Source organism: Streptomyces sp. NPDC048442, from assembly GCF_040651475.1.
Lineage (GTDB): Bacteria > Actinomycetota > Actinomycetes > Streptomycetales > Streptomycetaceae > Streptomyces.
On the sequence record NZ_JBEZKB010000014.1, the window covers coordinates 167087 to 192585 of the forward strand.

General features: G+C 70.7%; 21 protein-coding genes. 7 read left to right on the top strand and 14 right to left on the bottom strand.

What is annotated here, in order from left to right; translation table 11 throughout:
* Positions 1-45: 45 nt before the first annotated feature.
* The gene (locus AB0D18_RS22090) at positions 46-1059 is read right to left on the bottom strand and encodes a LacI family DNA-binding transcriptional regulator (protein WP_362421035.1); all 1014 of its coding nucleotides are present in this window, start codon (positions 1057-1059) and stop codon (positions 46-48) included.
* Between the two features lie 207 nt (positions 1060-1266).
* A complete protein-coding gene (locus tag AB0D18_RS22095; RefSeq protein WP_362421038.1) occupies positions 1267-2517 on the bottom strand; it encodes a serine hydrolase domain-containing protein in 1251 nt (416 codons plus the stop codon).
* Positions 2518-3006: 489 nt separating this feature from the next.
* Here AB0D18_RS22095 and AB0D18_RS22100 point away from each other — a divergent pair, with 489 nt between their 5' ends.
* From AB0D18_RS22100 to AB0D18_RS22115, 4 genes are all read left to right on the top strand, one after another.
* Positions 3007-4017 carry a glycoside hydrolase family 5 protein gene (locus AB0D18_RS22100; RefSeq protein ID WP_362421040.1) on the top strand — a complete coding sequence of 337 codons (1011 nt, stop codon included), beginning with the start codon at positions 3007-3009 and terminating at the stop codon, positions 4015-4017.
* A 432-nt stretch (positions 4018-4449) separates the two neighbouring features.
* Complete coding sequence (locus AB0D18_RS22105; RefSeq protein WP_362421042.1) at positions 4450-5799, top strand: discoidin domain-containing protein; 1350 nt, start codon at positions 4450-4452, stop codon at positions 5797-5799.
* On the top strand, positions 5799-7058 hold the full coding sequence (locus AB0D18_RS22110; protein WP_362421044.1) for an MFS transporter: 1260 nt from the start codon (positions 5799-5801) through the stop codon (positions 7056-7058). Before AB0D18_RS22105 ends, AB0D18_RS22110 begins: the two co-directional genes overlap by 1 nt.
* Entirely contained in the window at positions 7055-8044 is a 990-nt protein-coding gene (locus tag AB0D18_RS22115; protein WP_362421046.1) for a hypothetical protein, read from the top strand. Before AB0D18_RS22110 ends, AB0D18_RS22115 begins: the two co-directional genes overlap by 4 nt.
* Here AB0D18_RS22115 and AB0D18_RS22120 read toward each other — a convergent pair.
* The 3 genes from AB0D18_RS22120 to AB0D18_RS22130 all read right to left on the bottom strand — a co-directional run bounded on the left by AB0D18_RS22120 (position 8024) and on the right by AB0D18_RS22130 (position 10575).
* Positions 8024-9052 (bottom strand): YafY family protein, encoded by a 1029-nt coding sequence (locus tag AB0D18_RS22120; protein ID WP_362421048.1) that lies wholly within the window; start codon positions 9050-9052, stop codon positions 8024-8026. The genes AB0D18_RS22115 and AB0D18_RS22120 overlap by 21 nt on opposite strands.
* Positions 9053-9138: 86 nt before the next feature.
* Positions 9139-9702: a DinB family protein gene (locus AB0D18_RS22125; protein ID WP_362421051.1), complete on the bottom strand. Its 564-nt coding sequence runs from the start codon at positions 9700-9702 to the stop codon at positions 9139-9141.
* 39 nt (positions 9703-9741) lie between these two features.
* Positions 9742-10575, bottom strand: a complete 834-nt coding sequence (locus tag AB0D18_RS22130) for a helix-turn-helix transcriptional regulator (protein WP_362421054.1) — start codon at positions 10573-10575, stop codon at positions 9742-9744.
* 134 nt (positions 10576-10709) lie between these two features.
* Between AB0D18_RS22130 and AB0D18_RS22135 the strand changes: the two genes are divergently transcribed.
* Positions 10710-11774 carry an aldo/keto reductase gene (locus AB0D18_RS22135; RefSeq protein WP_362421057.1) on the top strand — a complete coding sequence of 355 codons (1065 nt, stop codon included), beginning with the start codon at positions 10710-10712 and terminating at the stop codon, positions 11772-11774.
* A gap of 130 nt (positions 11775-11904) precedes the next feature.
* Here AB0D18_RS22135 and rph read toward each other — a convergent pair whose 3' ends face one another.
* Entirely contained in the window at positions 11905-14505 is a 2601-nt protein-coding gene (rph, locus tag AB0D18_RS22140) for a rifamycin-inactivating phosphotransferase (protein WP_362421060.1), read from the bottom strand.
* 381 nt (positions 14506-14886) lie between these two features.
* Positions 14887-15300 carry an organic hydroperoxide resistance protein gene (locus AB0D18_RS22145; protein ID WP_362421157.1) on the bottom strand — a complete coding sequence of 138 codons (414 nt, stop codon included), beginning with the start codon at positions 15298-15300 and terminating at the stop codon, positions 14887-14889.
* Positions 15301-15403: 103 nt separating this feature from the next.
* Here AB0D18_RS22145 and AB0D18_RS22150 point away from each other — a divergent pair, with 103 nt between their 5' ends.
* Both AB0D18_RS22150 and AB0D18_RS22155 read left to right on the top strand, forming a co-directional pair.
* The gene (locus AB0D18_RS22150) at positions 15404-15940 is read left to right on the top strand and encodes a MarR family transcriptional regulator (protein WP_362421062.1); all 537 of its coding nucleotides are present in this window, start codon (positions 15404-15406) and stop codon (positions 15938-15940) included.
* A gap of 4 nt (positions 15941-15944) precedes the next feature.
* Positions 15945-16736 carry a maleylpyruvate isomerase family mycothiol-dependent enzyme gene (locus tag AB0D18_RS22155; protein WP_362421065.1) on the top strand — a complete coding sequence of 264 codons (792 nt, stop codon included), beginning with the start codon at positions 15945-15947 and terminating at the stop codon, positions 16734-16736.
* Positions 16737-16823: 87 nt separating this feature from the next.
* Here AB0D18_RS22155 and AB0D18_RS22160 read toward each other — a convergent pair whose 3' ends face one another.
* From AB0D18_RS22160 to AB0D18_RS22190, 7 genes are all read right to left on the bottom strand, one after another.
* Positions 16824-17564: an SGNH/GDSL hydrolase family protein gene (locus AB0D18_RS22160; RefSeq protein ID WP_362421068.1), complete on the bottom strand. Its 741-nt coding sequence runs from the start codon at positions 17562-17564 to the stop codon at positions 16824-16826.
* 509 nt (positions 17565-18073) lie between these two features.
* Entirely contained in the window at positions 18074-18736 is a 663-nt protein-coding gene (locus AB0D18_RS22165) for a DUF4360 domain-containing protein (protein WP_362421071.1), read from the bottom strand.
* A gap of 119 nt (positions 18737-18855) precedes the next feature.
* Positions 18856-19542, bottom strand: a complete 687-nt coding sequence (locus AB0D18_RS22170) for a DUF5825 family protein (protein ID WP_362421074.1) — start codon at positions 19540-19542, stop codon at positions 18856-18858.
* Between the two features lie 65 nt (positions 19543-19607).
* On the bottom strand, positions 19608-21527 hold the full coding sequence (locus tag AB0D18_RS22175) for a RiPP maturation radical SAM C-methyltransferase (RefSeq protein ID WP_362421076.1): 1920 nt from the start codon (positions 21525-21527) through the stop codon (positions 19608-19610).
* A gap of 135 nt (positions 21528-21662) precedes the next feature.
* Positions 21663-21785 (bottom strand): hypothetical protein, encoded by a 123-nt coding sequence (locus tag AB0D18_RS22180; RefSeq protein ID WP_362421079.1) that lies wholly within the window; start codon positions 21783-21785, stop codon positions 21663-21665.
* The gene (locus AB0D18_RS22185) at positions 21745-23661 is read right to left on the bottom strand and encodes an alpha/beta fold hydrolase (protein WP_362421081.1); all 1917 of its coding nucleotides are present in this window, start codon (positions 23659-23661) and stop codon (positions 21745-21747) included. Before AB0D18_RS22185 ends, AB0D18_RS22180 begins: the two co-directional genes overlap by 41 nt.
* Positions 23658-25013: an MFS transporter gene (locus tag AB0D18_RS22190; protein WP_362421083.1), complete on the bottom strand. Its 1356-nt coding sequence runs from the start codon at positions 25011-25013 to the stop codon at positions 23658-23660. The genes AB0D18_RS22185 and AB0D18_RS22190 overlap by 4 nt, the downstream gene beginning before the upstream one ends.
* Between the last annotated feature and the right edge of the window lie 486 nt (positions 25014-25499).

Consider the following 25499-nt stretch of genomic DNA (forward strand, 5'->3'; position numbering starts at 1 on the left):
GCCCCCACCGCACCACTGCTCTGCTCACCCCTCGCCCCTCACCCCTCACCCAGCGACGGGAGCCGGGCCGCTGCTTCCACGAACGACGAGTTCGGGTTCGAGGAGGAGGACCTCGTCGTCGGCCTGCCCCTCGATCTTGCCGATGAGACGCTCGACTGCGAGACGTGCCATCTCGCGCGCCGGGATGGTGACGGAGGTCAGCCGGACCGAACCCTGGAGAGCCACCTGCTCCGGACAGACGGCGACCACCGAGATGTCCTCGGGCACGGCTCGCCTGTCCTGTCGCAGCAGGCTGAGCAGCGGTTCCAGCGCCTGCTCGTTCTGCACGACGAATCCCGTGATGTCGGGGCGTTCGGTGAAGATCTGGCCGAGTGCACCGGCCATCGCGCCGTAGGTGCCCTCGCACGGACGGTAGAGCACGCTCAACCCGAGCTCGCGCGCGCGGGAGCGCAGACCGTCGCTGGTGCGCTCCGCGAAGCCGGTCTTCCGCTCGTACACGGACGGCGCCTCACCGATCACCGCGATCTGACGGTGCCCCAGCTGTGCCAGGTGCTCTGCGCACATGGCCCCTGCCTCGGCGAAATCGAGATCGACACAGGTGAAGCCGGTGGTCTGAGCAGGAAGGCCGATGAGCACCGCAGGCCGTCCGCTCTCCCGCAGAAGGGGAAGCCGGGCATCGTCGAGCTCCACGTCCATCAGGATGATGGCATCGGCAAGACCGCTGCCGACCACCCGGCGCACGGCGGCGGGCCCCTCCTCACCGGTGAGCATCAGAACGTCGTACCCGTGCTCCCGTGCGTGGGTGGCGACGGCGATGGCGATCTCCATCATCACGGGCACGTACATGTCCGTACGCAACGGCATCATGAGCGCGATGATGTTGGACCTGCTGCTCGCCAACGCCCTGGCTCCGGCGTTCGGATGGTAACCAAGCTCCTGGATGCTGTGCTCCACCCGTTGCTTCGTCACCTCGGAGATGGTCCGCTTGCCACTGAGGACGTAGCTCACGGTGCTGGCGGAGACTCCGGCATGCTGCGCTACTTCGGCAAGGGTGACCATCGGAATCTCCATTTGATGAAGCGCTTCGAAAACGCCCGCTACGTCTATGATGCCTGTTTGAGCGCACGATAGCCGGAGCGAATAACGCCTGTCCAGTACATTCATCGAAGCGCTTCGAGGCTGCGTCGGCATCGGTACGAGGCGTAGCCCCGAGCCCCGGCTCACCGCTGATCAACGTCCGGGCCGGACGCTGATCAGCGACAGGAACTACTTCGCGAGTTCCTCACGGCCCTCGCAGAGTGCCGTCCGGACGGCGGACGTGAGGTCGTTGTCCTGGGCGGCCGTTTCGCCCGGGTAGACGTTCACCATGACCGTGGCCCGCCTGCCGTCGACCGTGGCGGCGCCCGTCGTCTGGTAGCCGAGGATGCCGCCGTCGTGCCCCCAGGCGAGGCCGCCGCAGGGCAGGGGGTGGCTCTCCAGGCCGAGGCCGTAGGCCCCGCCGTCCGGGCTGCCGGTCGGGCGGGTCCTCATCATCTGGTGGAGCTCGGCGGGGCGGAGCAGCTTGCCGCCCAGAAGTGCGCCCAGGAAGCGGTTGAAGTCGGCGCCGCTGGAGATCATGGAGCCGCTCGGGCCCGCGAGGGTGGGGTTGATCGCGGTGAAGTCCTTGAGCGGCGCGTCCTTGCCCGGCCGGGCGTAGCCCCGCGGGTGCGGCCCGCCGATCTTCGGGCTGTCGCCGGGGACGGACGTCCGGCGCAGGCCGAGCGGTGTGATGACGCGCCGGCGGATCTCGTCGCCGTACGGGTGGCCGGTCACCCGCTCGATGAGCAGGCCGGCCAGCAGGTAGCCGGTGCTGGAGTAGCTCCAGCCGGTGCCGGGCTCGAAGGTCGGTCGGTGGGCGAGCGCGAGGTTCACGAGGTCACGGGTGTCGTGGTGGGCCAGCGGGTCGCCGAGGACGTCCTCCAACTTGAGGTCGTCGAGGTAGTCGGGGATGCCACTGGTGTGCTGGAGGAGCTGACGGACCGTGATCCTCCTTCCGTCGTTGCCGTGGCCGCGGACGACGCCGGGCAGGTAGCGCTCCACCGGCACGTCGAGGGCCACCCGGCCCTCGCCCACCAGCTGGAGCACGACGGTCGCCACGAACGGCTTGGTCATGCTGCCGATCCGGAACCGGCTGTCCCCGCGCACCGGCGCGCGGCTCTCCACGTCCGCGACGCCGCTGGTCAGCACCGTGCCGCCGGACTGGTCACGGAGCGAGACGAGCGCACCGGGACCGCCGTCCTTCGTGGTCAGTCGGTGCAGGAGCGCGCGGAGCCGGGGGTGGTCGGTGGTGGCGTGTGCGGCGATGGCGTGCGCGGCGGTGGCATGCGCTGCGAGGACGTGTGCGGCGGTGGCATGCGCCGCGATGTCGTGTGCGGCGTTCTGCCGCGCCGAAGTGTCGTCGGTTCGCGCGCACGCCGTGCCGCCGGCCGTCACGGCCAGTGCGAGCAGAGCGCCCCACGCACGCTGGTACGGGGTCATGTGTGGCTCCTCGATGGTGAGTGCCGTCATGGTCCGGCGCCGCGCGTCGCACTCGGGTTGACGTCGCATCAGCCTGCGCCGCCCCCATGGTGTGCCGGGTGTGCGGGGCGGCGTAATGGGTCGACCGTCAGGATCGGACGTGGGGACAGCTCCAGGGCCCGGGGTTCACCACCGTGCGCGGCGCCGCGCGGCCGGCGTCGTCCGTACGCGTTCCGGGTCGGCCGACAGAGCAGGAGGCAGCGGTGGCGAGGCGTCCGTCCGCCGTTGGCGGCCAAGCGGGCCGAACCCGGCCCGGGAGCGGATCCTCCCCTGAGCTGCACGTGAAGGAATCCGGTCTCCGGCGGCTTCCTCGTTCCGTTCCGGTTAATCGTTAGGAAGGTTTCCCAACACTCTTGACGCCACCTGTGCGGAGCCCTAGCTTTCACGCCAAGAACGCAAGCCCCCACCCCTCATCTGGAGCCCGTGATGCACCGATCGTGTCGATCTGTCATGTCCATGGCTGCCGGTTCCCTTGCGGCTGTTCTCCTCGCGCTGTCCAGCACCACCTCGGCAACCGCCGCCGGACCCCACCCCTCCCCCGCGGGGTCCCGGGCGATCAACGGCCCCCTGAAGGTCTGCGGCACTCAGCTCTGCGACGGCACGGGGCAGGCCGTAGAGCTCAACGGGATGAGCACGCACGGCACGCAGTGGTTCCCGAAGTGCGTCACCAGCAAGTCGGTCGGCGCGCTCGCCACCGACTGGCGCGCGGACGTCCTGCGCATCTCCACGTACGTCCAGGACGAGGGCTACCAGGACGACCCGGCCAAATTCACCGCCCGTGCGCAGAAGTTCGTCGACATGGCTCACGCCCGGGGCATGTACGCGATCATCGACTGGCACATGCTCGACCCGGGCGACCCCTACTTCAACCTGGAGCGCGCCAAGACCTTCTTCACCGCCATGGCGAAGAAGTACAAGGACCACCCCGGCGTGCTCTACGAGATCGCCAACGAGCCGTCCGGAGTCAGCTGGTCCCGCATCAAGTCGTACACGGAGAAGATCATCCCGGTCATCCGCGCACAGGACCCCGACTCCGTGATCCTGGTGGGGACCCGCGCCTGGTCGTCCTTCGGGGTCTCCGAGGACTCGGACGAGTCCGAGGTGGTGAACAACCCGGTAAAGGCCTCGAACATCATGTACACGTTCCACTTCTACGCGGCCTCGCACCGCGAGGAGTACCTGTCCGCCCTCGACCGGGCCTCCGACAAGCTGCCCGTCTTCGTGACCGAGTTCGGCACCCAGAACTACGAGGGCGAGGGCGCCAACGACTTCGCGATGGCGCAGAAGTACCTCGACCTCATGAAGCGCAAGAAGATCTCCTGGGTCAACTGGAACTACTCCGACGACCACCGCTCGGGAGCCGTCTTCAAGAAGGGCGTCTGCGACACCGACGACACCTGGACGGGCACCTCGATCCTCAAGGAGGCGGGCGTCTGGATCCGGGACCGGATCCGCGCGTGAGCTACTTCCTCACCACGTGAACCACGTGAACCACGTGAACCACGTGAACCACGTGAACCACGTGAAGCGCTTTACGCCGTCACAGGGTGCGGGGCCGGCTGACGAGGGTGGGTCGGCTTCGGTCCGCTGTCGTTCGCGGGTTGGCCGGCCGCCAGGTCCGCCACCGTGTGCGGACGCTCCTCCCCCGGCCCGGTTCCCGCGGCCGGTAACGCCCTCAACACCCGTCCCCACAGCCCCAGTTGAAGCACTGGTAGGAAACCTTCCTACCCACTAGTCTCCCTGACGGCGGCTTGGCGCGGTGCCCCACTTGCCATGGGCATGACGCGCTCAGCGAGAGCTCTGACCCGGCCGCCGTGCCGACGCCCCTTCCCGGGGTGCGGCAATCCGCACCTGTGTCCAGCTCTCGTCACCCCCACGCCAGGGAGTCCAGGTATGCACCTGAACATCTCAGCCCACCTCCCCAAGTCCCACGGCAGACAACCCACCCTCCTCCTCACCCTCGCCGCCGTGCTCGCGCTCGTCGGCGGACTGCTGCTCGCCTCGACCGGACGGGCCGGGGCCGCCGCCGACCCGATCGTCTCGAACGGGAAACCCGCCACCGCCTCCTCCGCCGAGTCCTCCGCGTTCGGCGCCGCGTACGCCTTCGACGGCGACCCCGCCACCCGCTGGGCCAGCGCCGAGGGCGCGGACCCGCAGTGGGTCCGGGTCGACCTCGGCGCCACCGCCTCCGTCTCCCGGGTCAAGCTGATCTGGGAGGACGCCTACGCCAAGGCGTACCGCGTCGAGATGTCGGCGGACGGGGTGACATGGACCCCGATCGCCCAGGAGACAGCGGGCAACGGCGGCACCGACGACCTCACCGGCCTCACCGGCAAGGGCAGGTACCTGCGCGTGTACGGCACCGCGCGCGGCACCGCGTACGGCTACTCGCTCTTCGAGGCCGAGGTGTACGGCACCCTCGACGGCGGGCCGCCGCCGACCGGCGCCTTCACCGTGGTCGCGGCCGGTGACATCGCCGCCCAGTGCACCGCTTCCGACAGCAAGTGCGCCCACCCCAAGACCGCCAAGCTCGCCCAGCAAATCAACCCGAAGTTCTATCTGACGATGGGCGACAACCAGTACGACGACGCCCGGATCAGCGACTACCGCGCCTACTACGACAAGACCTGGGGCGCCTTCAAGGCGAAGACCCGCCCGGTCCCCGGCAACCACGAGACGTACGACCCCGCGGGATCCCTCGCCGGATACAAGTCGTACTTCGGCTCCATCGCCTACCCGCAGGGCAAGAGCTACTACAGCTACGACGAGGGCAACTGGCACTTCGTCGCCCTCGACTCCAACTCCTTCGACAAGAGCGCCCAGATCGACTGGCTCAAGGCCGACCTGGCCGCCAACAGCAAGAAGTGCATCGCCGCCTACTTCCACCACCCGCTCTACTCGTCCGGCGGGCACGGCAATGAGCCGGTCTCCAAGCCGGTGTGGAAGATCCTGTACGGCGCCAAGGCCGACCTCGTCCTGGGCGGGCACGACCACCACTACGAGCGGTTCGCCCCGCAGGACCCCGAAGGCAAGGCAACCGCCGACGGGATCGTGCAGATCGTCGGCGGGATGGGCGGCGCCGAGCCCTACCCGATCGAGGAGGTCCAGCCCAACAGCCAGAAGCGGATCAGCGGGCCCTACGGCGTGCTGAAGATGGACTTCACCGACTCCGGATACGGCTGGAGCTATGTCGGTGTCGACGGACAGGTGAAGGACACGAGCCCGAAGTACAGCTGCCACTGATGTATCTGGCAGCCAACGGCCGCCCGGAAGCGCCGCCCAGCCCCTCAGGGGTCGGGCGGCGCGTTCCCGGCACCGTCCTCGCGCTCGGCGCGGTCAGCCTCGTCACCGACGTCTCCTCCGAGATGGTCACGGCGGTGCTGCCGCTCTACCTCGTCCTGGGCCTTGGCCTCTCCCCGCTCCAATTCGGCTTCCTGGACGGCCTGTTCAACGGTGCGACCGCGCTCGTGCGGCTGCTCGGCGGGCGGCTCGCCGACCGCGGCGGCCACCACAAGCGTGTCGCGGGGGCCGGCTATCTGCTCTCCGCGCTCTCCCGGCTCGGCCTGCTCCTCGCGGGCGGCGCCACCGGGGGGATCGCCGCCTCGCTCGCCGCCGACCGGCTCGGCAAGGGCATCCGCACCGCACCGCGCGACGCCCTGATCTCGCTCAGCGGACCGCCGGAGACACTCGGCCGTTCCTTCGGCGTGCACCGTGCGATGGACACCACGGGTGCGCTGCTTGGCCCGCTCGTCGCCTTCGCCGTGCTGTGGGCGACCGCCGACGCCTACGACGCGGTGTTCGTGGTCAGCTTCTGCGTCGGCCTGCTCGGCGTGCTGCTGCTCGTCGGGTACGTCCCGGGCGCCGCCTCCGCACCGCGTACGCCCTCAACCACCGTCAAACACAAGGCACTTCGCGACCCCGCCTTCCGGCGCATCCTGTACGCGGCCTCTCTGCTCGGCGCCGCCACCATCGGCGACGCCTTCCTCTACCTGCTGCTCCAGCGCTCCCTCGACCTCTCGCCCACCCTGTTCCCGCTGCTGCCGCTCGGCGCCGCCGCCGGCTATCTGCTGCTCGCCGTCCCGGCGGGCCGGATCGCCGACCGGGTCGGACGCCGGCTGCCGTTCCTGTTCGGGCACGCCGCCCTGCTCGGGGCGTACGCCATGCTGCTCGCCCCCGTCTCCTGGACGACCCTCGTGGTCGTCCTGGCACTTCTGGGGATCTTCTACGCGGCCACGGACGGCGTCCTGATGGCGCTCGCCGGCCCCCTGCTGCCCGCGCACGGCCGGGCGAGCGGGCTGGCGATCCTGCAGACCGGCCAGGCGCTGGCCCGGCTGGTCGGCGCTGCCGGGTTCGGGGCGGCCTGGACGTTCTGGGGGCAGGGGCCCGCCCTGTGGGTGGCGGCATTCGCACTGGCCGGGGCGCTGGCCGCCGCCTGGCGCGTACTGCCCTCCAGGGACGTCACCGCGCAGTCCCCTCCTTCATCCGCCCCGGAGGCGTCATGAATCTCCGTTCCCGGCAGCTCCGCCTCGTCCTCGTCGTGGCCGCCGTCATCCTCCTCGGGGGCGGTTCCGTGGGCTACGTACTGCATGCGCGGCAGCGCGAAATGCCGCAGCAACAGGCCCACGCGGACGCCTCGTTCACCCTCTCCCAGCCCGGAATCTACTTCCGCGACGCGGCCACCGGACGGGTCGCCCGGCAGCCGGGGCGGGCTGCGCCGCGCGTGAGCGGCGGCCCCTCCTGCGACCGGTTCTACGCGGCGGGGCAGCGCGCCCTGTGCCTGCGGAAACTGCCCGGGGTGCCCGCCCGCACCCAGGCCCTCGTCCTCGACCGGCAGCTGAAGGAGATCCGCCGGGTGACCGTCGCGGGGATCCCCAACCGGGCCCGCGTGTCCGCCTCGGGGCAGCTCCTGTCCTGGACGACGTTCGCGACCGGCGACTCCTACTCCACCTCGGCCTTCTCCACCCGTACGTCGATCCTGGACCTGCGCACCGGCTATCTGGTCAAGTCGATGGAGGAGATCCCGCTGACCGTCGACGGGGCCCGCTACCACGCCCCCGACGTCAACTACTGGGGTGTGACCTTCGCCCGTGACGACAACCGCTTCTACGCCACCGTCTCGTCCAGGGGCAGCACCTACCTCGTCGAGGGCGACCTGCGGAAGTGGTCGGCCAAGGCGCTGCGCAAGAACGCCGAATGCCCCTCGCTGTCACCGGACAACACCCGGCTCGCGTTCAAGAAGAAGGTCTCCGACGACCCCAAGGCACCCTGGCGGCTCCACGTCCTCGAACTGGCGACCATGCGCGAGCACCCGCTGGCCGAGACGCGCAGCGTCGACGACCAGGCCGCCTGGCTGGACGACGCGACCCTCGGCTACGCACTGCCGGGGCGCGACGGCCGCAAGAGCGACATCTGGTCGGCCCCCGCGGACGGCACCGGCGTCTCCCGCCTCACCGTCCCGGGCGGCTCCTCACCGGTGGCCGTGGGCTGAGGCGCTTCGCCGGGCAGAGTGTGTGAGCCGTTCGGCGAGGGCTTCGACGAGGCCGCGGAGCTCGGCCGGCCGTTCGATGGCGAACGGCCGGTCCAGCGAGGCGAGTACAGCAGGCAGCCAGTCGAGCCGGTCCACCCGCAGTTCGACGCGGGACCAGGGTTCGGTCTCCGAATCCGCGCTGCTCGGCGGAGGGAGTTCTTCCACGACCGCGACGCCGGCGGGCAGCCGGGTGTGGATCTGCTCGGCCGTCCCCTGGATCCGCAGGGTCACCTCATGCTGGTACGGAGCTGTGGCGAGCCCTGTCAGCACGCGCTCCGCCGGGTCGGCTCCGGCGGGGGGTTCGAACGAGCCGGGCAGGGTCCGCACCCCGGTGATGCGATCCAGCCGGAACGTCCGGTCCTCGCCGGCCGTGAGATCCGCAGCTGTCAGGTACCACTTGCCCGAGTGGGCGACGACCCCGTGCGGGTGCAGGGTGCGTTCGCTGCGCCGGCCGTCGGCAGCGGTGTACCGGATCGAGATCGGCCGGTGGTGGCTCACCGCGTCGGCGACCGGGAGCAGGACCCCGGAATCCGGGGCGGCTGCCTCGCCGGGCGGAGCCGTGAAGGCGAGGGAGCCGAGCACGGCATCGAGTCTGCGGCTCAGCCGCTCGGGCAGCGCCCGCCGGATCTTGGCCGCCGCCGTCTCGCTCGCCGTGGCGGTGACCGTGCCCGTACCCATGGCCGCCGTCGGACCGGCTCGCCGACTCGTGAGCAGGCCGAGCAGCACGGCGAGCGCTTCGTCGTCGCTCAGCATCAGCGGGGGCATCCGGTAACCGGGGCCGAGCCGGTAGCCGCCGTGCCGGCCGCGCACCGATTCTACGGGTACGTCGAGGTCGATGAGGTGGCCGGCGTAGCGCCGCACGGTGCGTTCGTCGACGTCGAGCCGGTCGGCGAGTTCGGCCACGGTCCGGATGCCGCCCGACTGCAGGAGTTCCAGCAGGGCGAGGACGCGGGCAATGGGGCGGGGCATACCCGAAAGTATCCCGCACATACCGGGCGGGTCCGGCCCGGTATTCGTCACTCAGTGCCGGTTGCCGGTTGCCGGTTGCCGGAATGTCATATCCGGCGCGGTGCGGCTCCGTCCTGCCAGCGGTAGAGGTCGCGCAGCAGGGAAATCTCGGCGCCGTGATGGATCAGCTCCCTGTTGACGTGCAGGACCATGCCCTCCATGGGGAACTGCTCGGGACCCACCGCGGGCGGATTGTCCAGGTCGGCGTCCGAGAGTTCACGGACCCCCGCGTTCCATCTCCCGTACATCTCGTCGAGCTGCTTCAGCGCCTCGTCGGCGGTCCCCGCGTAGGCGAATGTCTCGGACTCGACGTCCTGGCCGCCGAAGTGCCAACCGACCCGATAGCCCAGGACGGAGACGATGACGTGCGCCAGCCGCCAGGCAATCGTGGTCACCGGCGCCGGCTCCGGGCCGGGCCACGCGAAGTCCATCCTCCACTCCCCCGAACCTTCCGACCCCGGTGCGACCGACGTGCCCCGGGGGCGGATGCTCCAGCAGTCACGCACCGGCTCCCAGAAGTACTCTTCATCGGTAAGACCCTGCAGCCGCGGCCGCAGATTGTTCTGCCAGTGCCGGTCCAGCTGGTCCGCGATCCGCTCACTTCTTGTCATGTCCGCACACTACCTAGAACGGAAACCCGGCACGAAGGCTCACTGGGCGCACAGCCGGTCCAGTGCCGACTGGCTCTCGTCGTCCGCGGCGCGGTAGATCACCAACCGCTGGTCCGGATCTTGAAGTGGCGTCAGCACTTCGAAGTGCACCGCGATCTCACCGACGTCAGGATGCCGCACCACCTTGCGTCCGCGGCCGTTGACCTTGATGTCCCGTTCGGCCCACAGGCGTGCGAACTCCTCGTCATGGGTGGTGAGTTCGGCGATGAGGTCGGTCAGTGCCCGATCCTCCGGATGCGCGGCCCACGCAGCGCGCAGGTGGGCGATTCCCTCCCGTACGACGCGTTCGCGGTCGACGTAGAACTCACGCGTCTGCGGATGCATCAGGCACAGCCGCATCGCGTTGCGCTGCGAAGGCGGCAGGGTGTCGAAGTCCAGGAGCAGCCTCGCCATTTCGCCGTTCCAGGCCAGGATGTCGTAGCGGTGGTTCATCAGCATGGCCGGCAGCGGGGACAGGTCGGCGACCAGGCGGGCCAGTGGCGGCGCTGCGGTGGTGGCGGGCCTGTCTGCGGTACGGGGACGCTGCTGGGTCAGGTTGAAGAGGTAGGCGCGTTCGTCGGGGGCCAGGCGCAGGGCCCCGGCCAGCGCCTCCACGACGTTCGCCGAGGGTCGCAGTCCGCGGCCCTGTTCCAGCCGCACGATGTAGTCGATGCTGACCCCGGCCAGTTCGGCGACCTCTTCACGGCGCAGTCCCGGGGTCCGCCGGGCCTGCTGACGCGAAGGCAGGTGGAAATCGTCCGGGTCCAGGCCTTCGCGCCGGGTCCGCAGGAACACGGCCAGCTCCTGTGTCGTATCCACGGTGCGAGTCGTCATGCCCGGTCCAACAGCCCGGGTAGGACTGGTGTTCCCAGGAACTTCTCTCCCTTATCCCCGGCTCGCGGCGGTCGCAGAGTGGTTTTCGACAACGGATCACACGCACAGACGGATCGCACACACAGGAGGACACGATGTCGCTCACCCTCGACACCTACCGGCTGCTGGGCCGTTCCGGGCTGCGGGTCTCACCGCTGGCACTGGGCGCGGCGACCTTCGGCACCGAGTGGGGCTGGGGCGCCGAGCAGGACGAGGCGCGCAAGCTGTTCGACCTCTACGTCGAGCGCGGTGGCAACTTCATCGACACCGCCAGCACCTACACCAATGGCAGCTCCGAGCGCCTGCTGGGCGAGTTCACCCGCGACAACCGCGAGAGCCTGGTGCTGGCGACGAAGTACACGACGCTGCGCCGGCCCGGCGATCCGAATTCCGGTGGCCCTCACCGCAAGAGCCTCTTCGCGTCGGTGGAGGCCAGCCTGCGGCAGCTGAATACGGACTACATCGACCTGCTCTACCTGCACGTGTGGGACTTCACGACGCCGGTCGAGGAGATCCTGCGCGGCATGGACGATCTCGTCCGGCAGGGCAAGGTCCTGTACGTGGCGATCTCCAACGCCCCCGCCTGGCAGGTGTCGCGCATGCAGGCGATCGCCGACCTCCGCGGCTGGTCGCCGCTGGTCGCGCTGCAGATCGGATACAACCTGATCGAGCGCACCGGGGAACGTGACCTGATCCCCATGGCACGCGAGATGGGGCTGGGGGTGGTCCCGTGGTCGCCGCTGGCCGGCGGGGTGCTCACCGGCAAGTACAGCCGCTCCGACCTGACCAGGGCGGACGTCGTACGCGACGACGGCACCCGCAAGGCCGTCACCCTCGCAGGCGGCACGCTCACCGAACGCAACTTCGCCATCGTGGACGTCGTGAAGGAGGTCGCCACGGAGCTCGGCCGCACCCCCGCCCAGGTCGGGCTGGCCTGGACCCTGCAGAACCCGGGCGTGACGGCACCGGTCGTCGGCGCCCGCACCCCCGCGCAACTGGAGGACAACCTGGGCGCCCTGGAAGTCGACTTCACGGCCTCCCAGCTGACCCGCCTCAACGAGGCGAGTGCGATCGAACTCGGCTTCCCGCACGACCTTCTGGCGGGCGACGCGATGCGCGCGGTGACCCGTGGCGACCTGGTGGTCGAAACCCGCCGCTGACAGCGGAATTGCTCGTCCAGGTCGCCACCGGGACAGGCGGAGCTCCTCCTGGTCGCCACCGGGCCAGGCGGAGCTCCTCCTGGTCTTCACCGGGACAGGCTGAGCTCCTCCTGGTCCCGCGGCCACCGCATCAGGGCAGGATCTCGACGTACCCGTCCGTTCCGTGCACGCGGATCCGCTGTCCGTCCAGGATCAGCCGGGTGGCCCCTTCCACGCCCACGACCGCCGGCAGGCCGTACTCCCGGGCGATCACCGCGCCATGGGTCATCAGGCCGCCCACCTCCGTCACCAGGCCCGTGATGCCGACGAACAGCGGTGACCAGCTGGGGTCCGTGAAGGTCGTGACCAGGATGTCGCCCGCTTCGAGGTCGGCCTCCGTCATGTCGAGGATGACGCGGGCCCTTCCCTCGACGGTCCCGGCGGAGACCGGCAGGCCGACCAGGGCTCCGGCCGGCACGTCGTCGCGCCGGTACGCCCCGGTGACGGCCTCGCCGTCCGAGGTGAGCACGCGGGGCACAGTGAGCGCGTGGTAGGACCGGAACGCCTCCTTGCGCTGCCGGACGAGCTCGTCGTCCACCTGGTGCGAGCGCACGACGGCGTGGAGTTCCTGGAAGGTGAGGTAGAAGATGTCCTCCCGGTCAGGAAGCACACCGGCCCGAACGAGGCGTTCGGCCTCCCCCATCAGGGCCTGCTTGTAGATGAAGTAACGGCTGACGATGCTGTACTTCGGGTACTCCCGGTACCCGGCGAAGGCCCGGACCTGGTCGATCATCCGCTTGGCCGTGTCGGCCTTCCGGTCCCCGTCCGGCAGGGCCCGCAGGCGTGCCAGCACGTCCTGTTCCTTCTTCTGCGCCCTCTGCCTGCCCTGCTCGAAGCGCCGCCCGGCGGCGCCCGGTTCGGAGTTCCTGACGTTGTCGAGGATGACGGGCACGAGTGTGGCGGGGCGCTCGCGCCAGCGTGGCCTCGTGATGTCGATCTCGCCGACGCAGCGCATGCCGTACCGGTCGAGGTAGGACTGGACGGCGTCGCGCGCTTCGGGCCCGCCCGCGAGCTTCGCCAGCCCGTCCAGGAAGCCCTCGTCGTCGTCGACGCCCTGCAGGTACGCCACCACCTCCGGGTGCGGGCGGATCACGTCAGCGACGTCGAGCAGCTCCAGTCCCATCTCCGAGGTGATGTTGTCGGGGGCGGAGAGCGTGAGGGTGTCGGCCGCGTTCTTCTCGCCCAGCCACTCCTGCAGCTTGTCGTTGAGCCACCACGTGGCCTCCATCCCCGCCATGATCGCCTGCATGTTCAGGGGATCGCTGAGGACTCGTTTGTGCTCCTCGAAGGCCTCCAGCAGGAAGTCGAACAGCGCCGGCCCTGTCTTCGTCCGGATGTCGCGCTCCAGGGCGGCGACGGACTTCCGGCTGCGCTCGATCAGCTCGGTGACGATCTCCGGATCGGTCTCGGCCGGGGCGGACGCACCGCCGGCCGGCGGCCCGGCGGGACCCGTGTCCGGGAGCGAAGGGACGAAGTCGCCGCGGTCGAGGACTGTCTCCAGAGCGTCCCTGACCAGCGGATCACCCCGCCCTATGACCTCCAGGAGGGCGGCGCGGCTCGCGGGCGAGGCCAGCCGCCCGGCGACGTCGACGAACAGCCTTCCGCCGGCCTCGTACATCTGCGCCATGGCCGTCAGCTGCCACATGGAGAACCCCAGGGGCTTCATGGGGTCGGTCATCATCTGCTGGTGGCCGACGGAGACGTAGACGTGGTTCTCCTGGTCGTCGGTCTCCGGGACGGGGAACAGTGTGGTGATCGGCCGGCTCTGGACGATCTGGAAGTCGTCGTCGACCAGGCACCATTCGATGTCCTGCGGGCGGCCGAAGTGCGCTTCGATCCGCCGCCCGAGCTGTACGAGCCGTACGGCCTGCTCATCCGTCAGCGCCGGCTGCTCCTGCCGCTCGGAGTCGATCGCCACTTCCTGCGTACCGCCGGCCGGCAGGGCCTGGACGGCACGCTGTTTGGCGGCGATCACCCTGTCGACGACTTCGCCGCCGCGCACCTTGAAGACGTCCGGGTTCACCAGGCCGGAGACCAGGGCCTCACCGAGACCGAAGCCGGCGTCCACGGTGGCGACCTTCCGGTTGCCCGTGACGGGGTCGGCCGTGAAGAGGATCCCGGACGCGTGCGGGAAGACCATCCGCTGCACGACCACCGCCATGTGGACCGTACGGTGGTCGATGCCGTTCCGCATGCGGTAGGTCACGGCCCGCTCGGTGAACAGCGAGGCCCAGCACCGGCTGACGTGCTGGAGGACTGCCGTCGGCCCCACCACGTTCAGGTACGTGTCCTGCTGGCCGGCGAACGAGGCCGTCGGCAGGTCCTCCGCCGTCGCGCTGGACCGGACGGCGACGGCGGCCTCCTCGCCGAGCGGGGCGAGCGCGCGGGTGATCGCCGCCGCGAGATCGGCCGGGACGGCAATCCCCTCGATGGTGCGGCGGATCCGCGCGCTGAGCGTGTGGATCGCCTCCCGGTCGTCCGGGTTCACCCGCGACAGCTGATCGAGCCGGTCGTCGAGCGAAGGCGCCTGCGCCATGATCCGCCGGAAGGCGTCCGTCGTCACGCAGAAGCCACCCGGCACGCGGACACCATCGATCCGCGAGAGCCCGCCCAGGTGCGCGGCCTTGCCGCCGACGAGCGCGACCTGCGTCTCGTCGACCTCTTGCAGATCCCTTACGTACTGCTCACTCACTGCGAAACCTCCGGGGCGGCTGTGCTCCGTTGCACTGAGGCAACCGTGCCAATCTCCGGCGCAGACCTCTGCGCACTTTCAGCACCGTAGCGGGATGCCTTCGTCCCCGAAGCGGGAGGTACGCCGTGACAGCCACGGGCCGGGTGACCGCACTCCCCCTCAACGAGTCGCCTCCCACGGAGACTTCGGCAACCGAAGTGCCGGCCTGTCACAGGCCGACCCTGGCCGATGTGGCGCACCGCGCGGGCCGCAGGAGCGAGGCCGCTGCCTTTCTGGAGGCGTGCCGCGAGCCGGCGGGTGACGATCCGCTGCCGTCGTCTCGCTGAACCGCGCGCAAAGCCTGTCGGACGCGGGCGAACCCGTGCACCGCACCGCAGGTGACTACTCGATGACGAGCTCGACGGGGATGTTGCCGCGGGTGGCCTTGGAGTAGGGGCAGTACGCGTGGGTCTGCTCCAGGAGCGTCCGGCCCGTCTCGCCCTCCAGGTGCTCGGGCAGCTCGACCCGCATGACCACGGAGAGCCCGAAGCCGCCGTCGGTGTCCTTGCCGATGCTGACCTCGGCGGTCACCGAGACGTCCGCGACGTCGAGCTTCTGCTGGCGGGCGATGGAGCCCATCGCGCTGGCGAAACAGGCGGCGTATCCGGCGGCGAAGAGCTGCTCGGGGTTGGTGCCCTGACCGTTGCCGCCGAGAGCGGCGGGGAAGCCGAGCGGCAGGTCTATCTGGCCGTCGGAGCTGACGGCACGGCCCTCGCGGCCGTTGGCAGTGGCGACAGCGGTGTACAGCGCGTCCATGGGGTCCATCTCTCTTCGGTGGTCGAGCCGGAAAAAATCCTGAGATCAATAGAGCACACAATTCAGTTGTGCACAACTGAATGGTGCACGGTATGCTGTCGCCATGGCAAAGGAACCGGTGGACACCATCGCCGAACGAGACACGGGAGACGTACGGGACGAGGACTTCCTCCGCCTCGACCACCAGATCTGCTTCTCGCTGCACGCGGCCACGCGCGCCCTGAACGGCGTCTACCGCACGGCGCTGAAGCACCTCGGCCTCACCTACCCGCAGTACCTGGTGATGCTGGTCCTCTGGGAGGACGGTGAGCTCCCGGTGAAGAAGATCGGCGAGCGGCTGAGGCTGGACTCCGGCACCCTCTCCCCCCTGCTCAAGCGCCTGGAGGCGGCGGGCCACGTGGAGCGCCGCCGCAGCCCCGACGACGAGCGCTCGGTCACCGTCAGGCCCACCGCCGAGGGCGTCGCGCTCCGCGCGCGGGCCCTGGCCGTGCCGCGCGCCATCGCCTCGTCCACCGGCCTCTCCCTGGACGAGATCAGGGACCTGCGCGCCCGGCTCAACACCTTGACCGCCACCCTGGACGGCACGGACCCCGGCACGCTCGCGGAGAGCTGCGCGGCCGACGAGAACGAGAAGGCGTAACCACATGGAACTGTCACCTCAGGCGTACGGGGCCGTGACCCCCGCCGTCCACCGCGAGGCCGTGGCGGCTCAGACCGCCGCCCTCGTCGCGCTCACCCGGGGCGCGGACCTGGCGACACCGGTGCCCGGCTGCCCCGGCTGGACCCTGCTCGACCTGGTCAGGCACACCGGAAGCGTGCAGCGCTGGTTCGCCGCCCTGCTGCGCCGGGGCGTCCAGAGCCGGCCCGAGAGCCGCGAGGTGGACCTGCGGCTGCCGGAGCAGGAAGAGGATTACCCGGACTGGCTGGTGCAGAGCGCGGACGAGGCCGCCGAGGCGTTCGCCACCATCGACCCGGACGCCCCGATGTGGGTGTGGGGCGCCGACGCCCACGCCAGGTTCTGGATCCGCCGGATGCTCTTCGAGACCCTGGTGCACCGCGCCGACGCCGAACTCGCCCTCGGGCAGCGGCCCGTGATCGATGCCGCGCTGGCGACCGACGGGGTGGACGAATTCCTGGTCAACCTCCCCTTCGCCACACCCTTCGCCCCCAAGACCGCCCAGCTGCGGGGCGCCGGCGAGACCCTTCGTTTCCGTACCACGGACACCGGGGCCGACTGGCTGGTGCGCCTGCACCCCGACAGCTTCGGCGTCGAAGAGCAGGGCCCTGCGGGGGGCGCGGCCGACGCCACGGTGGAGGGAGCGGCCGCCGATCTGCTGCTGCTCATGTACGGCAGGGTGCGGCACGACGCGGACACCTTCGTGACCTCGGGGAACGAGGAGCTGCTGAAGCGGTGGTTCGCCCACTCGGAGTTCTGAGGCCCGGCCCCTTGCTGGGGCCCGACCCCTTGCTGGGCCCAGCCCCTCGCTGATCACGCGCACCGGGTGCGACCGGCCTTGCCGTTGTCATGGCAGGCGTAGCCGGTGCGCCACCCGCCGGTAGATCGCCTCGTGCCCGGCGTCGTTCGGGTGGTAGCCGTCCGTGGTGTAGCCGCCGAACGCCGGCCTGCCCGCCGGCAGCCGGTTGGCGGAGCGGCTGTAGAGGTCGGCGCAGGGAACGGAGACGATGCCGTTCTCCTCGCAGCACTCGCCGATGAGTTCGTCCCAGTACTCCACCCTGGAGACCGGATGTACGGAGCCGCCGGCGGTCCACTGAACGCTCCTGTCGCCCCACACGCCGAGACGGACGATGACCGCGTCCGGGTTGGCGGCGGCCAGCGCCGCGAACAGGGTTCGGGCGGCGGCGTAGGTGTCGCGTGGTGTGTAGACGTATCTGCCGTTGCGCTGTGCGAGGCAGTCGTTGCTGCCGAGCCCGACGACGACCAGGTCGCACCCGAAGGGGACGCTGTCCACGGTTCCCAGGCAGGTCACGCCCTGCTCGTCCCGGGAGGTCGCGCCGTTGACGCGCGTGAGCTGCCAGGTCTTCGCCAGCCTGGCCTGCAGCAGGGCTGCCCACGGCCTCGTCTCGCCGGAGGCGAAGCTGCCACGGCCGGTGATGCTGTCGCCGAGGACCCCGTATCTGAGCGGCAGGCCGGGGGCCACCAGGCCGGGCACGTGCGTGGCGGGGACGCCCGCGCCGACCGGGAGAAGCGTGGCGGAGGCGGTGAGGGCGGCGGTGGTGAGCAGAGTACGGCGATCAAGGATCATCGGACGGTCCTGACAGAGAGAAGGACGGCACACCCGGCGCGGCTCGTGCGCCGCAGCAGCACAGGTCGAGGGCGTGCCTGACGGCCCGTCACGGGGCGCTTTCCGAGAGGCAGGCCCGGGGCCGCCGTCCGGACAAAGACGCAGGACGCCGCCGAAGCCGCGCCGGAGGCCGCCGGGCGGGAGCCGGTCGGAGGAAGCACGAGGATCTCAGCGGCGGCGCAGGTCCGGGAAAGGGAAAGGGAGCAGGAGCGGGAACGCGGCCACATGTGAGGAGGACCTGGCAAGGCGTTGCCCTTCGGGACAGGAAGCGAATTTCGGCTCCCCACCTCTTCCCTTGATCGCCGTCCGGTTAATCGCCCCCTCAGGCATATGGGTGGCCAAGTCGGTCTGCCTCGGGACGCTTTGGCGACCGGCGCGACAGCGCTCAGGCCCAGCGGCTGCGTGCCGCTGGGCCTGAGCGAGTTCGCCGGAGCGCCGGTTTCACCGACGGGGCTCCGTCGGGGTGGCCGTCAGCGCGTCGGGCACTTCTTCCAGGAGAAGTGGTACTTGGTGTTGAAGCTGCCGTCCGAGGAGTCCATCGTCATGAAGCTGTTGGTCTTGCTCGTGTCGGAGCTTCCGGCATTCACGAGGACTTCGGTGTTGATGTTGAAGTTCCGCGTGACGCCGCACGGCGCGAAGATGAGCGCTTCGAGGCCCGTACGGTCGCTGGCCTGCCAGTCGCCCTTGTACGGGCCGCGGAACGCGTGGCTACGACGGTCCGTCCCCGACGTCCCCTGGAAGTAGTAGCTCGCCTTTTGCGTGGCCGACGCACCGCGCTCCAGGTCGGCGAAGCCCCGGTAGTCCGCCTGGACGACCGCGTACGTGTACCCCTGCGGGACGTTGACGCGCAGCCCGAGCTGGCAGTTCTTGCGGAAGTCGGTCGGCTTCGCACCCTGCCCCACCTGCGCGAGGTACTCGCTGTACGTCACGGTGAACGCGGTGTTGTCCGGCGCGACGGCCACGGTGGCGCTGCCCGGCCGGCAGCCGGAGCCGTTGACCTGGACGAGGTTGATGGTGACCCGGCCCTGCGGGTCGGCACCGGCGTCCGCCGGGGCGGGAGCGGGGGCGGTGGAGGGGGCGAGAACGGCGGCCGTGAGCGTGGCAGCCGCGCCGATGAGTACCGCTCTGAACACGGGAGGTTCCTTTCGGTCCCGGCGCCCCGGCCGAGCCGTTCGACGGGGTCGGCCGATTCCCGAATTCGACCATAGCGTGACGATTTGTGCACATTGAGTGAAGGAATGCTGGCGACCGGTCAGATGGCCATCGCCTCCTGGGTCCACCTGCTCACCCGGTACGGAACCCACCAGGCCAGCGGGCCCAGCCGCAGGACGAGGTTCTCGTCGGTGAAGTCGTCCAGGGCGTCCCTGGGGACCGATTCGGCCAGGGCCCCGTAGGCAAGTGCGTCGACAGCGGTCCGGTAGTGCGGTTCGTCGGCCGTGAAGCGCTGGAGGTTGCCCCAGCGGCGGTCGCGGATCTGGAAGAAGCCGGGGCCGTTGCGCCACAGGCACTTGCCCAGGTAGTGGCCGTTGCGCCAGGTGGCGAGATCGCTGTCCGCGTCGGGTGTGCCGTGCAGGGTGCGCGGGGGCTGGAGGTGGCTGAGGACGCGCGGGTCCTGCGGGCGCGCCGGATCCAGGTGGAGGTCCCACTCGACGAGTACGGCGCGGGCGGTGAGGTCACGGACCAGGCTGAGCGCCCGTACGGTGCGGCGGGCCGCGGCGAGGTCCCCGGTCTCGGTGAGATCGACGGCTTCGGCCAGGGCGACGCGGCGGGCGCCGAGTTCCCAGAGCCGGTCGCTCTCCTCGGCCACGGGCCCGGTGAGTGAGATGTCCCCCAGGAACATGCCGGGCAGGGCGCAGGCGGCCTCGTCGTAGTCGCGCCAGACGGCGACGCTCAGAGGGGCGGTGTCCTCGGCGTTGGCGGGGGCGAGGGCTGAGTCCATGGCTGGGTCCTTGCGTGTCGTCGGGGTGCGGTGCAGGGCGGGCGGATTCCCGGTGTGCGGAGGGCTCAAGCCGGTACGGGAGCCCGGCCGGGCCCGGCAGCCACGGCGGCGTGCGTGTGCCGCATGAAGTCCAGCCGGAGGAGGTCCTCGTTGACGGCGGCCGGGGCGAGGTGCACGTACTGTCCGGCGTCGGTGAACACCAGCCCCTCCCCCACCCATTCGGCGAGCAGCGCCTCGGTGTCCGCCTCGGTGCGTGCGTGTCCGGGGACCCTGGCGGTCGCCTTGCGCAACAGGGCCGCAGGAGCGTGCGGTTGGTCGAGCAGGCGGAAGAGGGCGAGCTCGAAGGGGTCGGTGAGTTCCTTCGTACGCCAGCCGAAGGCGCGCCGCCTGCTGACCAGGACGATCCGGTCCCCGAGGTCGGTGTGGGTGAGGCGGGCGTCGGCGTGGTGCTTCTTCCACAGGGCGAGGGCGTCGTTGAGCGCGGAGACGGTGGGTTCGGTGATGCCGCGCTCGGGAGCCTCGAAGACGTACGCGAGGTCGTAGAGCTCCTGCTCGGGGAGGTCGTAGGTGAATCGGTAGTGGGCCTCGGGGCGCAGGCCGTCGAAGCCGAGCTCGGGGCGGTTGAAGTACGGGCTGAAGCGTTCGATGGCGATACGGGCGGAGAGGTCGACGGGCGGGTCGAGGTGTTCGAGTGCGGCGAGCTGGCCGATGACGCCGTCGTAGTCCTCGGCGCTCTCGCCGGGGAAACCGTGCAGGTAGTTCCAGGAGACGGAGAGGCCGGTCTCGGCGCCGTCGCGGAGCATCCGTACGTTCTGGCAGCCGCTGACGCCCTTGTCCATCAGGTCCAGGACCCGGTTGTTGAGGCTTTCGATGCCGGGCTGGACGTAGATGAGGCCGGCGTCGGAGAGGGTGCGCAGCTGGCTGCGGCGCATGTTGGCCTTGATCTCGATGTGCAGGCGCAGGTCGTAGCCGCTGTCGATGATGCGCGGCAGCACGGTGTTGAGGTAGCCCATGTCGAGGATGTTGTCGACGACGTACATGTCGAGGACCTTGTGCTTGCGGGCGAGGTCCATGATCTCGTCGTAGAAGACGTCCGGGCTCTTGCTGCGGAACTGCATGAAGGAACCGTTGAGTCCGCAGAACGTGCAGTGGTGCTTCTCGCCCCACCAGCAGCCGCGCGCGCCCTCGACGACGAGTTTGGGCTCGACCCAGTTGCGGGCGACGGAGGCGGCGAGGCGCTCGAAGTAGCCGCTGTAGTCGGGCGGCAGGATGGTGGCGGGCGGCAGCGGGCTGGTGGCCATGGCGTTGGCGACGGACGTCCCGTCGTCCGTACGGCGGCACAGTCCGGGGACCGCGCTCAGCTCGTCGCCGGCGTCGAGGGCGTTGAGCAGCTGCGGGAAGGCGGCCTCGCCCTCGCCCCGTACGACGAAGTCCACGAAGGGGAAGTTGCGGTGCAGGGCCGCGCCCTGCTCGGCGTCGCAGTTGGCGCCGCCGATGACCGTCCTGATGTGCGGGGCGAGCCGTTTGACGTGCTTGGCGGCGGCGAGGGCGGCGGTGTTCTGCTGGAAGGTGGAGGTGAAGCCGACGACGTCGGGAGCCTCGGCGACGATGCGCCGGGCCATCTCGTCGACGAACTCCGGTACTACGGCGTGCAGTTCGTGGGACATCTTCATCCGGGCCTTGTTCAGCCGGGTCCGCATGGTCCGGGTGAACTCCGCCTCCCGCCAGGCCGGGTCGTCGTACAGGGCGGAGGAGAACACCCAGTCGCCGCAGCCCATGAAGTACGAGGACAGCGCGTAGTACTCGTAGTCCTCGGCGGTGAACTCGGTGCGGGCGGTGATCCAGTCGGTGAACTCCAGGTTGGCGTGCAGTACGGACGCCGACGCGCCGGGCACGCGCTCGTCGACGCTGCGCTTGAGTATCCCCAGGGCGAGCGACGGAAGGTCGATGGGCGACCAGGGCATGTTGACCAGCAGTACACGCACGGGGGCTCCTCTGCGGCGGCGGAGACGGAGATCAGGACGGAGACGGCGACGGAGACAGCGGGAGGCGGGGGAGCGGCGCCGGTCCGGGGCGCGGGCGCCCCGGACCGGTCCGTCAGAACGGGAGTGGCGGTGTGCCTACTCCTCGTCCTCGCCCTCCTCGGTGTTGCGGAACGGGACCGTCACGGTGATGCCGACGCTCGGCTTGCGGTTTTCCTCGTCACCCGCGAGCGGGTCGTTGTGAATGATGTCCTTCTGCATGATCTGTTGTCCTTTCCGTGAGGTGCGGTGGGGCCTTTCCGGCCGGTACGGGCGCGTGGTGCGCCGTGCGGCCGGACTCCCCCCGCCGGGTGGCGGGGGGCGCTGTGGGGGTGGTGCGCCGTCGGCCGCGCAGTTCGCGGTCGAGGAAGACGACGGCGCTGCGCAGGACGTGGACGTGGTCCGCGCCGTCGTAGCCGTCGTGGCCCGTGTCGAGCCAGAGCACCTCGTGCCTCTTGCCACGGGCCGTCAAGTCGGCGGTGTAGTCCATGACTTGGCCGGGCGGGCACTTCGCGTCGTGCCGGGCGGCGACGACGAGCAGCGGTGCTTCCAGGTGCGGGAGGAAGGTGTGCGGGGAGCTGCGCGCGTATCGCTCCGGGACCTCTTCGGGGGTGCCGCCGAAGAGCCGTTCGTCGAGGGCGCGCAGTGCCGGGGTCGTGGTGGCGTGGGCGTGGGCGAGGTGGGCCACGGGTTTCACGGCGACGCCGGCCCGCCACAGTCCGGGGCGGCTGCCGAGCGCCAGCAGGGTGAGGTAGCCGCCCCACGAAGTGCCCCACAGGGCAAGGGAGTCCGGGTCGGACCAGCGGCGGGCGACCAGCTCCGCGCGGGCGGCGGCGAGGTCGTTCACCTGGGTGAGTCCGACGCCCTCGGTCATCGCGGCCCGCCAGGTGGGGCCGTACCCGGTGGAGCCGCGGTAGTTGACGCGGGCCACGGCGAATCCGGAGGCGACGAGTGAGTGCACGGTGCCGTCGTAGGCGTCCCGGTCGTGGTCGGCGGGCCCGCCGTGGACGAGGAACACGGTGGGTACCGGGCCGCGCGCACCCTCCGGAAGGGTCACGAGGGTGTGCAGGTCCCCGTCGGGTCCCGGCGTCCACAGGTCGTGCTGTACGCCGGGTACGGGATCGGCGAGCCGCGGCAGGGACGGCAGCGGGGTGCCCGCACTGGAAGCGGTGCGCGGCGGCTGGGTGGTGCTGGTCCAGAGCGTGTGTACGTCGCCGTGGGCGTGCTCCGCCGCGTCGAGCAGCGTGCCGGGGGCGGTGGGCAGGACACTCAGGGTGCGGGAGCTGAGGTCGGCGCGGTGCAGGACGCTGCGCCCGTGCCGGTCCTGGCGGATCAGTACGGCTTTGCCGTCCGGGCACCAGCGGGCGGTGATCTCCGTGTCGAACGCGCACCAGGTGTGCGTGCGCACGGACTCCCCCGGCCGCCAGGTGGCGAGGAGGTACCGCTCCGCGTCCTGCCGTACGAGCAGCAGGTCGTGCTGCCCTGCTGCCGGGCCGAAGCCGAGGGACCACAGCGCGCCGCCCTGCGGGCCCAGTGCGGCCGCGCGGCTGCCGTCGCGGGTGCGGAACACGGTGACGGCGTGCGCCGACCGCGCCTGCCCGCCGACGGCCAGCAGTTCGCCGTCGCCGCTGATGCCGGTCAGGTGGGCGTGGCGTGGCAGGCGGGTCACCGTACGGGCCTCGCCGCCACGGGGGCCGCCGTACACGGTGGTGCCGCGGTCGTCGCCCAGCGCGAGGGCGACGACGCCGCTTCCGCCGACCGCCAGACCACGGGCCCGCCCTGCGGGGACGCCGCGCAGACCGTCGCGCACGGGCCCGCCCTCGAAGGCCTGGAACCGCCACTTGCCGACGGCATGGGCGTCCTCCTCGAACCACCACACATGGGCGTCGGCGTCGATGGAACAGTGCAGGGTGCCGCCGGGCCTGTCGGTCACCTGCCGGGCGGTGGAGGTCCCGGCGTCCCAGGTGAAGACCTCGCAGCGGCCCTGGGCGTCGGCGGTGAACACCATCCGTGCGGGGTCGGTCGCACACACCTCGGGCAGCTCGGGGCGGAAGACCCGGTAGCTCGGCGCGGAACCGTCCTCGGGGCGGGGAGTCACGAGGCGCCTCCGGGGTGCGCCGGGGTGCGGAGCCTGGCCCAACTGACGTACAGGGCAAGGACGGTGAGGACCCCGGCACTGCCGAGCGAGGGTCCGCCGCCGCCCACCCGCGCGACGAGCACACCGGCCATCACCGGGCCCACCGCGGCGGCGGCGCCCGCGGCAGTGGCCAGGACCGCTCCGGCGCGGGCCTGGAGGTACGGCGGGGTCGCGGCGATGGCCCGGGACTGGAGGACGACCGTGGCCACCGGCATGGTCAGACAGATCCCGCCGAACAGGGCCGCCTGGGCCCACGGCGAACGGGTCGCGGCGAGGGCTGCCGCAAGCGGTACGAGAACCCAGGTCACGGCGAGGACGCTGCGCGTGGCGCCGAGCCGGGCGGAGAGAGCGGGGGCGGTGAGGGCGCCCACGATGCCCGCCGCCCCTGCCACGGCCAGCACCGCGCCGGTGGCGGTGCCGCTGTGCCCGTCGCGCTGGAGGGTGAGGAGCATGCCGAAGTAGAGGGCGGCCAGCACCCCGTTGACGACGGAGGTCCACAGCAGGACCGGTCGGAGCACGGCCGAACCGGCGACGAGGCGCAGCCCGGCGGCCAGTTCGGTGCGCAGGCCGGCCATGACGCCGGGAGTCTCGGCGCTCTCGGCGTAGGCAGTCGTGGCACCAGGAGCCTCAGCGCGGGGAGTCGTCGCACCAGGAGTCTCCGCAGTGGGAGTCGTCGCACCGGGTGCGCTCAGGTCCGCACGCATGGAGCGAATGCACCAGGCGGTCGCGGCGTACGACAGGGCGTCGGCGACGAAGGGCCACGCACGGCCCACCTGGTAGAGCGCGCCGCCGAGCACAGGACCGAGGACGAGTGCGATCCGGTCCCCCACCTCCAGGCGGGCCACCAGCCGGGGGTAGCCCGCCGGCGGGCAGATCATGGCGACCGTGCCGCGTGACGCCGCTTCGTACACGGCCGTGCAGAACCGCTCCACCAGCACGCCGCCCAGCACCAGCGCCAGCGGCGGACGCCCCGAGGCGACCGCGGCGGCCACGCCCGCCATGGCCAGCGCGGCCACGCTCGCGGACCACACCATGACCGGCTTTCGCGCACCCCGGTCGGCGGGTACGGCAGCCAGCGGACCGAGCAGCAGACCGAGGGCCGCGGAAGCACCCACGATGACGCCGACGGCCGCGGGCGGATACCCGAGGGCGAGCAGCAGCAGCGGGAGCACCACACCGGAGGTCTGACTGCCGAGGGCGTCGGCCGTGTTGGACCACCAGAAGAGGCGTACGTCGCGGCGCGCGGACCCTGTCGTCGCCGGAGCGGGCAGGGGCGGGATGTCGCCCGCCCGGGACTCCGCCGTCTCCGTCATCCCCGCCCCCTCCCTCTCCCCGGCACGCAAATCCGTTCACGATTAATCCAAGAACTTGCAGAAAATAAGAAGGAATTGAAACGAGCCGGAGCCTAACCAGGCGCTGTCGCGCGTCACAAGGGCCCGTCGGCACCCGGAACCACCCCCTCGGCGGCTCAATTCCGCTGGTGCACAAGGGAGTTGTACGAGTCCACGGGGAGGGCCGCCACTTACCCGCCGACGCGGCCGGAGCCACACCCGCCCCGGCCCGGCCCCTCCGCCCCGTACGACAGGAGGATTCGCGCGGGCACACCCGTACCACCGCACCACCGGGCGAGTCCGCCCACATGGGGTCCCGTACGCCCCACACGCCTCAGAGATCACCCGGCTCACGGAGTTTCCGCGCGGCGTTCGTTCCCGGAGGCGAACGGCGTCGGTGTCGTGCGCGGCCCGGCTCGCCGCTTCCGGAAGCACGGAGCGGTCAGTCCACCAGCAGAGGCGTTTTCG

Bases quoted from the DNA above. Each gene is read 5' to 3' on its own strand.
- AB0D18_RS22190 (WP_362421083.1), bottom strand. From the start codon at position 25,013: ATGACGGAGACGGCGGAGTCCCGGGCGGGCGACATCCCGCCCCTGCCC.
- AB0D18_RS22125 (WP_362421051.1), bottom strand. From the start codon at position 9,702: ATGACAAGAAGTGAGCGGATCGCGGACCAGCTGGACCGGCACTGGCAG.
- AB0D18_RS22095 (WP_362421038.1), bottom strand. From the start codon at position 2,517: ATGACCCCGTACCAGCGTGCGTGGGGCGCTCTGCTCGCACTGGCCGTG.
- AB0D18_RS22130 (WP_362421054.1), bottom strand. From the start codon at position 10,575: ATGACGACTCGCACCGTGGATACGACACAGGAGCTGGCCGTGTTCCTG.
- AB0D18_RS22160 (WP_362421068.1), bottom strand. From the start codon at position 17,564: ATGATCCTTGATCGCCGTACTCTGCTCACCACCGCCGCCCTCACCGCC.
- AB0D18_RS22145 (WP_362421157.1), bottom strand. From the start codon at position 15,300: ATGGACGCGCTGTACACCGCTGTCGCCACTGCCAACGGCCGCGAGGGC.
- AB0D18_RS22150 (WP_362421062.1), top strand. From the start codon at position 15,404: ATGGCAAAGGAACCGGTGGACACCATCGCCGAACGAGACACGGGAGAC.
- AB0D18_RS22120 (WP_362421048.1), bottom strand. From the start codon at position 9,052: ATGCCCCGCCCCATTGCCCGCGTCCTCGCCCTGCTGGAACTCCTGCAG.
- AB0D18_RS22105 (WP_362421042.1), top strand. From the start codon at position 4,450: ATGCACCTGAACATCTCAGCCCACCTCCCCAAGTCCCACGGCAGACAA.
- AB0D18_RS22110 (WP_362421044.1), top strand. From the start codon at position 5,799: ATGTATCTGGCAGCCAACGGCCGCCCGGAAGCGCCGCCCAGCCCCTCA.
- AB0D18_RS22135 (WP_362421057.1), top strand. From the start codon at position 10,710: ATGTCGCTCACCCTCGACACCTACCGGCTGCTGGGCCGTTCCGGGCTG.
- AB0D18_RS22100 (WP_362421040.1), top strand. From the start codon at position 3,007: ATGTCCATGGCTGCCGGTTCCCTTGCGGCTGTTCTCCTCGCGCTGTCC.
- AB0D18_RS22115 (WP_362421046.1), top strand. From the start codon at position 7,055: ATGAATCTCCGTTCCCGGCAGCTCCGCCTCGTCCTCGTCGTGGCCGCC.
- AB0D18_RS22180 (WP_362421079.1), bottom strand. From the start codon at position 21,785: ATGCAGAAGGACATCATTCACAACGACCCGCTCGCGGGTGACGAGGAA.
- AB0D18_RS22170 (WP_362421074.1), bottom strand. From the start codon at position 19,542: ATGGACTCAGCCCTCGCCCCCGCCAACGCCGAGGACACCGCCCCTCTG.
- AB0D18_RS22090 (WP_362421035.1), bottom strand. From the start codon at position 1,059: ATGGTCACCCTTGCCGAAGTAGCGCAGCATGCCGGAGTCTCCGCCAGC.
- AB0D18_RS22155 (WP_362421065.1), top strand. From the start codon at position 15,945: ATGGAACTGTCACCTCAGGCGTACGGGGCCGTGACCCCCGCCGTCCAC.